Origin of the sequence: Bradyrhizobium sp. CCBAU 45321 (assembly GCF_028128975.1) — a bacterium.
Lineage (GTDB): Bacteria > Pseudomonadota > Alphaproteobacteria > Rhizobiales > Xanthobacteraceae > Bradyrhizobium > Bradyrhizobium yuanmingense.
In genome coordinates this window covers 230,532-240,394 of record NZ_LFKZ01000122.1, presented here as the reverse complement: position 1 = coordinate 240,394, position 9,863 = coordinate 230,532, and the positions used below count along the sequence as shown (strand labels likewise).

General features: G+C 59.5%; 11 protein-coding genes. 7 read left to right on the top strand and 4 right to left on the bottom strand.

All coding sequences use genetic code 11. From position 1 onward, the window contains the following. From trbJ to ACM43_RS19185, 7 genes are all read left to right on the top strand, one after another. Window positions 1-691, top strand: a 691-nt coding sequence (trbJ, locus tag ACM43_RS19215; RefSeq protein WP_442869321.1) for a P-type conjugative transfer protein TrbJ, incomplete at its 5' end; no start/stop codon positions are given. Next, window positions 691-1,062: a putative entry exclusion protein TrbK-alt gene (gene trbK-alt, locus ACM43_RS19210; RefSeq protein WP_271542121.1), complete on the top strand. Its 372-nt coding sequence runs from the start codon at window positions 691-693 to the stop codon at window positions 1,060-1,062. The genes trbJ and trbK-alt, both read left to right, overlap by 1 nt. Then, window positions 1,059-2,285: a P-type conjugative transfer protein TrbL gene (gene trbL / locus ACM43_RS19205; protein ID WP_271542127.1), complete on the top strand. Its 1,227-nt coding sequence runs from the start codon at window positions 1,059-1,061 to the stop codon at window positions 2,283-2,285. The genes trbK-alt and trbL overlap by 4 nt, the downstream gene beginning before the upstream one ends. A 93-nt stretch (window positions 2,286-2,378) precedes the next feature. After that, on the top strand, window positions 2,379-3,062 hold the full coding sequence (trbF, locus tag ACM43_RS19200; protein ID WP_036030471.1) for a conjugal transfer protein TrbF: 684 nt from the start codon (window positions 2,379-2,381) through the stop codon (window positions 3,060-3,062). Further along, window positions 3,059-4,090 carry a P-type conjugative transfer protein TrbG gene (trbG, locus tag ACM43_RS19195; RefSeq protein ID WP_271542120.1) on the top strand — a complete coding sequence of 344 codons (1,032 nt, stop codon included), beginning with the start codon at window positions 3,059-3,061 and terminating at the stop codon, window positions 4,088-4,090. The genes trbF and trbG overlap by 4 nt, the downstream gene beginning before the upstream one ends. Further along, the gene (locus ACM43_RS19190; RefSeq protein ID WP_036030465.1) at window positions 4,087-5,298 is read left to right on the top strand and encodes a TrbI/VirB10 family protein; all 1,212 of its coding nucleotides are present in this window, start codon (window positions 4,087-4,089) and stop codon (window positions 5,296-5,298) included. The genes trbG and ACM43_RS19190 overlap by 4 nt, the downstream gene beginning before the upstream one ends. Window positions 5,299-5,302: 4 nt before the next feature. Beyond that, entirely contained in the window at window positions 5,303-5,533 is a 231-nt protein-coding gene (locus tag ACM43_RS19185; protein ID WP_036030461.1) for a DUF2274 domain-containing protein, read from the top strand. Window positions 5,534-5,721: 188 nt separating this feature from the next. On the opposite strand, the gene ACM43_RS19180 is transcribed toward ACM43_RS19185, so the two are convergent. From ACM43_RS19180 to ACM43_RS19170, 4 genes are all read right to left on the bottom strand, one after another. Further along, complete coding sequence (locus ACM43_RS19180) at window positions 5,722-6,627, bottom strand: TauD/TfdA dioxygenase family protein (protein ID WP_141697561.1); 906 nt, start codon at window positions 6,625-6,627, stop codon at window positions 5,722-5,724. Between the two features lie 618 nt (window positions 6,628-7,245). Then, on the bottom strand, window positions 7,246-7,485 hold the full coding sequence (locus tag ACM43_RS38965; RefSeq protein WP_074447560.1) for an FMN-binding negative transcriptional regulator: 240 nt from the start codon (window positions 7,483-7,485) through the stop codon (window positions 7,246-7,248). 542 nt (window positions 7,486-8,027) lie between these two features. After that, entirely contained in the window at window positions 8,028-8,414 is a 387-nt protein-coding gene (locus ACM43_RS19175; protein ID WP_271542119.1) for a hypothetical protein, read from the bottom strand. 1,177 nt (window positions 8,415-9,591) lie between these two features. After that, entirely contained in the window at window positions 9,592-9,723 is a 132-nt protein-coding gene (locus ACM43_RS19170) for a hypothetical protein (RefSeq protein WP_271542118.1), read from the bottom strand. Between the last annotated feature and the right edge of the window lie 140 nt (window positions 9,724-9,863).

The following is a 9,863-nucleotide window of genomic DNA, read 5'->3' as shown; positions in this document are numbered from 1 at the left end:
CCTCATGCTTGGCGTCACCGAGCCGGCGCGCGCGCAGTGGATCGTCTTCGATCCGAACAACTACGTTCAGAACGTCCTGACCGCTGCGCGGGAGCTCCAGCAGATCAACAATCAGATCACCTCGTTGCAGAACGAGGCGCAGATGTTGATCAATCAGGCGAAGAACCTGGTAAACCTGCCGTACTCATCGCTGCAGCAACTGCAATCCTCGATCCAGCGTACTCAACAATTGCTGGCCCAGGCCCAGCGTATCGCCTACGACGTCCAACAGATCGATCGCGCGTTTTCGACGAGCTACGCGCCGGCCACTGGCAACCAATCCAGCCAGTTGCTGCTCACCAACGCTCAATCGCGGTGGCAAAACACTTATGCGGCAACGCAAGATGCGCTTCGTGTCCAGGCCGGCATCGTTGGCAACCTCGACACCAACCGTGTCCAGACGTCCGCGCTCGTAACCTCAAGCCAAGGCGCGAGCGGCGCGCTGCAGGCAACGCAGGCGGGCAATCAGATTCTCGCGCTGAACACGCAGCAGCTCGCCGACCTCACCGCCGTCATGGCGGCGCAGGGGCGAGCGCAAAGCCTTGAAGCGGCTCAGCGCGCCTCGGCCCAGGATCAGGGACGAGAACAGCTTCGGCGCTTCCTGATAGCGGGGCAGGGCTATCAATCATCCAACGTGCAGATGTTCCACTGATGACCGACATCCGGGCATTCAAGGCATTGTCGCTGCTTACGACAATCGGCGTAGTGGCCGTCGCTGCCTGCACGATTCAACTTCGTGGCGGAGATCGTTCTCCTCCGCCGCCGAAGGCGGAGCAGACGGCAGACGCAACCAGCTCAGACCTCGCGCGCTGCCGCAACGTCACTACGGACCACGCAGCGGGTTATGAGCGTTGCAAGCAGGTTTGGGCCGAAAACCGCCGTCGCTTCTTTGGCAAGAAAGACGGCGGCGCAGTTCCAGGCCGCGACGATTCGGCCGCCGGCGTGGCGCTCGCTCCAAAGGATCAAAGCCGGATGCCGCACGGATATCCGAACCTGGCGGCCCCAGAGGCGAGCAAGCCATGACTGGTATGGGGATCATTGACCAGTTCCTGGAAACGTTCACGCGTTATATCGACAACGGCTTCGGGCTGCTGGGTGGCGACGTGGGATATCTCGCAACTACGCTTGCCGCGATCGACATCACGCTTGCCGCGTTGTTCTGGAGCTGGGGGCCGGACGAGGACATCATCGCACGCCTCGTCAAGAAGACGCTCTTTGTCGGCGTCTTTGCCTACCTGATCAGCAATTGGAACAGCCTGGCGCGCATCGTCTTCGAGAGCTTCGCCGGTCTTGGACTGAAAGCATCGGGCGCAAGCCTATCTGCATCGGATTTCCTGCGACCGGGGAAGATCGCTCAAGTCGGTCTCGATGCCGGTCGGCCGCTCCTCGAGTCGATCTCCAACCTGATGGGTTACATCAGCTTTTTCGAGAATTTCGTCCAGATCGTCGTCCTCCTCTTCGCCTGGGTCGTGGTGCTGATCGCCTTCTTCATTCTGGCGATCCAGCTCTTCGTCACCCTGATCGAGTTCAAGCTCACGACGCTGGCCGGCTTCGTGCTCATTCCCTTTGGCTTGTTTGGCAAGACCGCTTTTGCGGCGGAGCGGGTTCTGGGCAACGTCACATCTTCAGGGATCAAGATCCTAGTCCTGGCCGTCATCGTCGGCATCGGCTCCACCCTGTTCTCGCAGTTCACCGCAGGTTTCGGCGGTGCACAGCCGACCATCGAAGACGCGATGACGCTGGTGCTCGCGGCCCTCTCCTTGCTGGGCCTCGGCATCTTCGGTCCGGGTATCGCAAACGGCCTCGTGTCGGGCGGACCTCAACTCGGCGCCGGCGCGGCGATTGGAACAGGCCTTGCTGCTGGCGGCATTGTTGCGGCTGGTGCGGGAGTTGCTGCTGGCGGTGCCGGTCTCGCTGGCGGTGCGGTTGCAGGCGCCGCGCGCGGTGGCGGCGCTGTCATAACCGGAGCAACAGCCGCCTATCGAAGCGGCGGCCTTGCCGGCGTCGCGGAGGCTGGCGCTTCGGCTGCGACGAGTCCATTGCGTCGAGCAGCGTCTGCCTTCGGAGGTAGCCAAGCGGGCGACCAGAGCGCGAGCGCTCCGGCCGAAGGGCAGCCTGATTGGGCTCGCCGCATGAAGCGTGCTCAGACCATTCGGCATGGTGCCTCCGCCGCTGGCCACGCCGTCCGCTCCGGCGATCATGGTGGCAGCGGCTCCTCCGTCGATTTGTCCGAAGGAGAACGCTGAGACGCACCACTGCACCTCCGCCGCACAGCAGCGCCTCAAACCTTCTATCGCAAGACTTGAAACCGATCACTCAATATCAGGGGGCAACCAGCGATGTTCAAACGACCATCAGTTCACTACGGGCGCATGCCCGAGCCGATTACGCCTTACAAAAAGGCAGCGCAGGTTTGGGACGAACGCATTGGATCTGCCCGCGTGCAGGCCAAGAACTGGCGCCTAATGGCGTTCGGCTGCCTGATGCTTTCAGCCGGTCTCGCTGGCAGCCTTGTCTGGCAATCGAGCCAGGGATCGATCACGCCTTGGGTAGTAGAAGTCGATCATCTCGGCCAAGCCCAAAGGGTTGCGCCGGCCAACATCGACTATCAGCCCACTGATGCGCAGATCGCCTACCATCTGGCGCGCTTCATCGAGGACGTCAGAGGCTTGCCGGCCGACGGCATCGTTCTGCGCCGGAATTGGCTCCGGGCGTATGATTTTACGACCGATCGTGGCGCGGCTGCGCTCAACGATTATGCACGCAACAATGACCCCTTTGCCAAGCTGGGCAAGGCTCAAATCTCCGTAGACGTCTCGAGCGTCATTCGCGCGTCTTCGGAGAGCTTTCGGGTCGCATGGATTGAACGCAGTTACGACAACGGCACGCTGAGTTCGACCGAACGCTGGACGGCAATTCTCACGATCGCAATCGAGTCGCCGCGCGATGCCGAACGCCTGCGCAAGAATCCCCTTGGCGTCTACGTCCGCGCCATCAACTGGTCAAAGGAGTTGAGTCAGTGACCAAGACGCCGTCTGACGTTCATTCGCATCCAGGTGCGCAAAGCGGGCTCAATTCGACTCGGCCCAAGTTCGTGTTCGCGAAGCGAGCAAGTGTGCACGCTGTCCTGCTTTGTTCGTCTATGCTTGGTGGATGCGCGACCTACATTCCGCCGGAGATCAGCTATGACGCTGAAGTTCCTCCGTTGCTGGCATCACCGGTGGCTCTCGACGACAAACCGAGACCGCTTCACGTTCCACCCCTCTGGAAGCCAGCTTTCGGCGGTAAGTCAGGAGGGATGGAAAACGTAGAGCCGGTGAGCCGGGTGGAGATGGCAAACAGTGCGGCCCGTGTTGAACCGCGCAAGCGGGGGTATTTCAACGCGGCGCAAATCTACGCCTACAGTCCCGGGGCGCTCTATCAAATTTACGCCGCACCGGGGCAGATCACGGATATCGCGCTCGAGGAGGGAGAACAGTTGACGGGATCAGGGCCGATCGCGGCCGGAGATACCGTACGCTGGGTCGTGGGCGATACCGAGAGCGGGAGCGGCGACACACGGCGCGTCCATATCCTGGTCAAGCCGACCCGAGCTTCGATCGAGACCAACCTCGTCGTCAATACCGATCGGCGGACGTACCTGATCGAACTACGCTCCCGCGATCGGCCATACATGCCGTCTGTTGCCTGGTACTATCCGGAAACCGTACGCGAACGATCGCGTTCGGTCGCTCTGAAGCCCGTTCTTCCGGAACCGGCGCAGCGCATTTCACGCTATGCCATCGAAGGGGACAGTCCTCCCTGGCGGCCGCTCGCCGCATATGACGATGGCCGCAAGGTCTACGTCGAGTTCCCGCAAGGCATCGCGCAGGGCGAGATGCCTCCCCTCTTCGTCATCGGTCCAGACGGCAAGACCGAACTCGTCAACTATCGCCCCTACGGCAACGTGTTGATCGTCGATCGGCTGTTTGCGGCCGCCGAACTGCGGCTTGGCGGTGAACACCAGCAGAAGGTTAGGATTGTCAGGACTGACGGGAGGCCGTCGTCATGAATACCCGGAATGAAGCCGATCACCAGCAAGCTGCTCCGCCGGCTACACCGGAGGAACAGTCCAGGAGCTTCCGCTTGAGAGCAGAGCATCCGCGCGTGACGCGGTTGTCGCGGAAGCTCTTGGCCGGCGGGAGCGCGGTCGCCCTGCTTGTCATCGGTGGGGCTGTGCTGTGGTCGCTGCAGCATAATCGCTCCCGTAATCAGGCGGCGGAGGAGATTTATAGCACAGACCACCACAATGTTGCCGACGGTATTACGACCCTGCCGAAGGATTATGCTGGCGTTCCGCGCCAGCCAATCCCGCAGCTTGGTCCGCCGCTCCCCGGGGACCTCGGTCGACCGATCCTTGCCGCTCAAGGCCAGTCGCCGGCGATTGGCGCTTATCCGGACCAGCAGCGCCGGGATCAAGAGACCGAGGCAGCCCGCATCAGTCATCTATTCGCTTCGACGAACGGACGTGAAGTACGTCCGCCCACCGCGCCGCTTGTTGGAAGCGATCGCGTCGTGCCATCGAATCCAACGGTGACCGGGGATGACGCATCTGCACAAAGCGGTCAGGACCGAAAGCTTGCCTTCGTAAACGCCTCCGTGGACCGTCGTACGGTCAGCCCTGACCGCGTCACCAGGCCCGCCGCACCATATATCGTGCAGGCCGGGACGGTGATTCCGGGAGCACTGATCACAGGGATTAGATCAGATCTTCCAGGCCAAATCACCGCGCAGGTGACGGAAAACGTATACGATACGCCCACCGGTCGATTCTTGTTAGTACCGCAGGGCGCGCGCCTGATCGGGGTATACGATAGCCAGGTCACTTTCGGCCAGTCCCGCGTCCTGCTCGTCTGGACACGGCTGATCATGCCGAATGGACGGTCGATCGTTCTTGAGCGGCAGCCTGGCGCTGACACTGCCGGATACGCAGGTCTCGAAGATCAGGTCGACAATCATTGGGGCGAGTTGTTCAAGGCTGCGGCACTATCGACGTTTCTGGCGATCGGGACCGAATTGGGCGCCGGCTCGGACACCAATAGCAACGACAGTGCAATCATCCAGGCATTGCGACACGGCGCGTCGGACTCACTAAACCAGACCGGGCAGCAGGTGGTTCGCCGCAGTCTCAGCGTCCAGCCCACTCTAACCGTGCGACCTGGCGTCCCGGTTCGTGTTCTTGTCAATCGTGACCTCATACTTACACCCTATAGAGGGTAACAAAATGCCAAAACTAAAAATAGGAGAGCTTCCAGACGACAAGCCGGTCAAAGTAAGTGCGGAGCTGCCTGCGGCGGTACATCGTGATCTCATTGCATATGCAGAAGCCCTTACGCGTCAGGGTGGTCAAGTGGTCGATCCGACTAAACTCATCGCCCCTATGTTGGCGCGCTTTATGGCCACTGATCGAGGATTTTCTAAGCTGAAACGTGAAGCCGCTGGCGAAGGACAGTGATGCTCAAGTTTCCTTGAAGCCGTCGGTCGACGCTAAATAGTTTGCGTGCATCAAGCTAGCCGCTGCCGCGTTGGCGTTAAGAGCTGAGATATCGCGTTGGAAAATGTGTTTTCGCGTTTGCCTTAAAGAAGTCCGATTGCCAGGTTTTCTCGATTTCAGACGCGAGAGCGCTGCGCGTCGTCGTGCAGTCATTCGGTCACCTTCAGGCGCGTTACACTGCTCCGGCCATCGACGCTGACAGGCACCTCACCCTCGATCGTGGCCCGACGTACGACGCGATGCTGGCCCCCGTAATCGTTGACCGCGTAATGCTGCGTTGAGCGGTTATCCCATATCGCAATATCCCCCTCTAACCAGCTCCAGCGCACAGTGTTTTCGGGCGCGGTAATGTGAGACTGAAATAGGTCGAACAGCTTTTGTCCGTCGTATTTGGGGACATCAACAAACTGCTTCACCAAGGCGCCGAGCACTAGCGTCCGCTCGCCTGTTTCGGGGTGGACGCGTACGACGGGATGCTCCGTCTCAAAGACCTCTTTGGTGAACACCTCGTCAAAGTGCTTCTTGTCGACCTCGCGGAGACGCGCGATCCCGGCGTAATCGAAAACGTTGCTGTGAACGGCCCATAGGCCCTCGGCGAGCCGTTGTAGTGGCGGCGGCAAACCAAGATAAGCGGCAGCTGTGTTAGACCACACGGTGTCGCCTCCGAACGTTGGCATTACCACGGCCCGCAGGACCAAAATCTTGGGATAGGCGTCGGAGAAGGTCCCATCCGCATGCCAAACGTCGGCGCGGCCGCCGCCGCGAGTGGAGTCCAGTTCGAGGAGCGACGCCCCCTTGGTAGCGCCGAGTATCGGATGTGGCACTAGCTTTCCCAGACGAGCGGAAAAGCGCTCCTGCTCGGCGTCATTGAGATGTCCTTGATTGCGGAAGAAGATCACCTTGTGCTCTAGCAATAAGCTGTTGATCGCAGCTATCGCGTGATCCGGTAGATCGCCTGATAGCTTGATATTTTTGACTTCGGCACCGATGCGCGCTGCACGTTTCACAATATCGGCGCTCGGAATGACGCCACCGATCAAAGTCATTGCGCTGATCTCGCTTTTCCAGGCCCTGGCAGGTCTCCCGCACCCCCTTGGAGCGAATGATCTTCAGCAAGCATCGTGCCAATCGAAAGACCAACATGTCCTCGACAATAGGCACTGAACGAATTCGTTTCAGGCAGTGACCATGCAGGGCGGCGCTGGGCAAGCCACAACGCCGAATGGGCTTTTCGAGAGTTCGCGTACTATGCCCGCTGTACGCGACCTGACACGGGATTTGGGCCTCTGTCGGAAAACCGACAACTCTCCACATAGTGTATTAAGCTCAAGCCGACTGTTCCATTGGCAAATTCGTGAGTTAATTGACGGCCCGAGTTAATCTCTCTAATGTCGCTGGAGAGCTGTGAGAGTTGCAGATGTAAGATCATTCTCTCGAGCGGCGTTCTTGGCGGCGGTCATGCACATTATCGTCTCGTCCTGAAGTAGGATAAAAGCTGCAATATACGGGTCCTGTGCCAGTTTGATCGCCGCTTAGGCCGGTGGCGAAACCAATGCGATCAGGCGCGGGCGGTGGTTCATGTCCGATCATGGTGATCGGGATGAAATCCGCGGGAGCATCGCTGACCGCCCACGGCGTCGCACGTCACGTCTCATGGAGATTCGTCAATCGCGTCACGATCTGAAGCAGGCGATTGAGATACTCGAAGAATTCAATCGCTCATGGGCGTGGACCGCGATGTAATTCCATGTCGGCAGCATATGTTCGGCTTGTGGATTGCTGGGAGACCAGGATGGCGTCTCGCAAGCCTCTGCGCCAGTAAAGATCGGCAGAGCGGTCCGACTGATGCGCGATTGCGGATTGCTAAGTGCACTTCGCCGGCGGCCTGCCCAGCGTCTTTGTCTACTGGACAACAGACTGAGCCGCCGCCATGGTGCAGAACGTCACAGCACCGGCGGTAGGGGCTGGTCCAAAGCGGCTCCTGTGGTCGTTGTTCCGCAAGGTCCGGAAGTATCCCAATTTCCAGGAAACGGATGCTTTCTCGGGTACTTAAGCGCTGTTAGCGGAACAACCGTGCAGCTCGTGAGGCTATGGGCACGGCCCCCTTGGCACATTGGTGCCTTACTTGGGCATTTCTCTTGATCTTCTTCAAGGGATGCCCCTTCTGCAGCAGTGGAGCAGGCGCGCCTGGCGCGCAGCGCTGGCAAAGGCGTCGTGGTCGACGATTCTGAGACGGATCAGCTTCGGGCAAGGCCACGAAACTGAGATCGCATCCATCTTCCAGGGATCCGGCGAGTACCATGGTTCAAGAGCCGCCCCTCCTCATTGCCTCGATACTGGCTCGGGCGAGCCCCCAATCGTCAGACCTCAGAAGGGCAACTTCCACACGAAATAGAGAAGCGCAGCGATTGCCACCCAGAAAAGTATGCCGCGGAAGATGAAAGCGAGCGCCATTTTAATCGCCATCTTGCCCGAGCCGCTGCACCATGGCGATTCCATCGATGGCGTCTGCCAGCCCTTCCAAGAAAGTCCGATACCACGCGTCATCGTCGGGAAGGCCCCACTCTTGTAGGCTGCCGACGTAACGCGTCAGAGCAATCACGCCCGCGATCGTGGTTGGGGTTGAACGAATGAGCACGTTCCCATGCTCCGCGAGAGCATGGTTCCTTTGACAGCTGATTTCGTCGGCGGCATCAAACTCGGGTCCCGAATCGAGCTTCGCCGATACGGACAGGGCCGCATCGTAATGCGCCGACAGCTCGCGATGACGCTCGATTATTACGAAGATTAGATCCCGATCGGCTGCAGCAGTCGACTGGGGGGAAATTTCCTGCGATGACAATGTTGGCCCCAAGCAAGTAGCAGGGCTACGTTAGCATGGTGGTCATGATGATAATCAGCGTAGAGGGTCCTTGATCTGCGGTATTTCTGCTCGATCGGCTTGGCATTCAGGCGAGGTCAACGGCTCCATTTTGAGTTCGAGATGTTTCGCGGAGGAGGGCGCGCGCCTTACTCGCGGGAAAACGGCCCGCGCTAGCTGTTCCCGGCGTAAAGCTGCACATTTTGCCGATGTCAGAGGTTGTTACCTCGCACCGGCTGCGCTTGGATACGCTTCCACATCGAAGGGGCGGGCGCAAAATGAAGTTGATTGCACTAGTTGCCGTTCTGTTGCTGCTCGGCGTTATCGGACAAGCAAACGCACGCGGAGGACATGGAGGGCGCGTCAGCTACGGAGGCGGACATCACACTACCAGTCATGGCGGCAGCTATTTGAGCGGATCTGGCTCATCACACCGTGGCGGGACTAATGTCAATTCAAGAACTGGCAACCGTTACGGCACTCATCGATAAGGAACGGCATATGCTTCCGAGATCAAGCCAATCGATTGTCAGTTTCGGCCATGCGATGTCCCAGCCACCGCGATCCGGATTCGCCACGCGTCCGATCGTCGCCAAGGCGGAGAAATATCCATCGGGCAGCTCGATCGTCCGCCACCGCCGTTGACGATGTTCTGACAGTCCAGGATTTTAACAACCGCGGTCGGCATCTTCTGGGGAGATAACCGGAAAGCGGCGCTTCTTGAAAAAAGGTGGCGCTCCGCGCCGGCCGGCAACAGATGCGCTCGTTCTACCGTTGACCGTCGCATCTGCTCCCGCTGACCGCTGGCAAACCTTGCACAGACCATCCGCAGACCCGTCGCTGGCGCCTATAAAGTTTCCCTCGGCCGTGTTGCAGTCTTCGCGCGGACGTTCTGACCCCGGTCGGTTCTGTCCGGCATCGCCTCGACGGAAACTTCGCCGTATCCCGCGTCGTGCAGGAATTGTTTGATCAAGAGCGCGTTGCGCAGCGTCATGCCGGCACGTCGAGTGCGGTATGACCGCCTAGACGAGGTAAGTACCAGCCGCTCTGCATGAAACCGCCAGCAAGCAGATGCGCCCGGGTCGCTAACTCCGAGCGCCTTGGGCGGCCTGAAAGCACCATTCTACGTCTTTCTTAGTTCGAGGCGGGCACCAACACATCATCCCGCTGTGATGGAGCGCGCCCGAAGTTCAATACGCAATGGGACGTCATCCAAATTGGAACCGGCGTGGTGGTGCATGCCTGAGCTCAGATAGACGAGCCGTCCCGGTCCTTCGATCAATGCCGTCATCACCTCTCTCCTTCAGACTGTTGATGCCCTTGAGCCGCATCCGCATGTTGCGAAACGTTCCATTCGTCGGCTGACAGCTGCGACCGACTTTTTGAAACAAGAGCAGACATACGGTCAGGTGCGGCATCTATGGCTTTTCA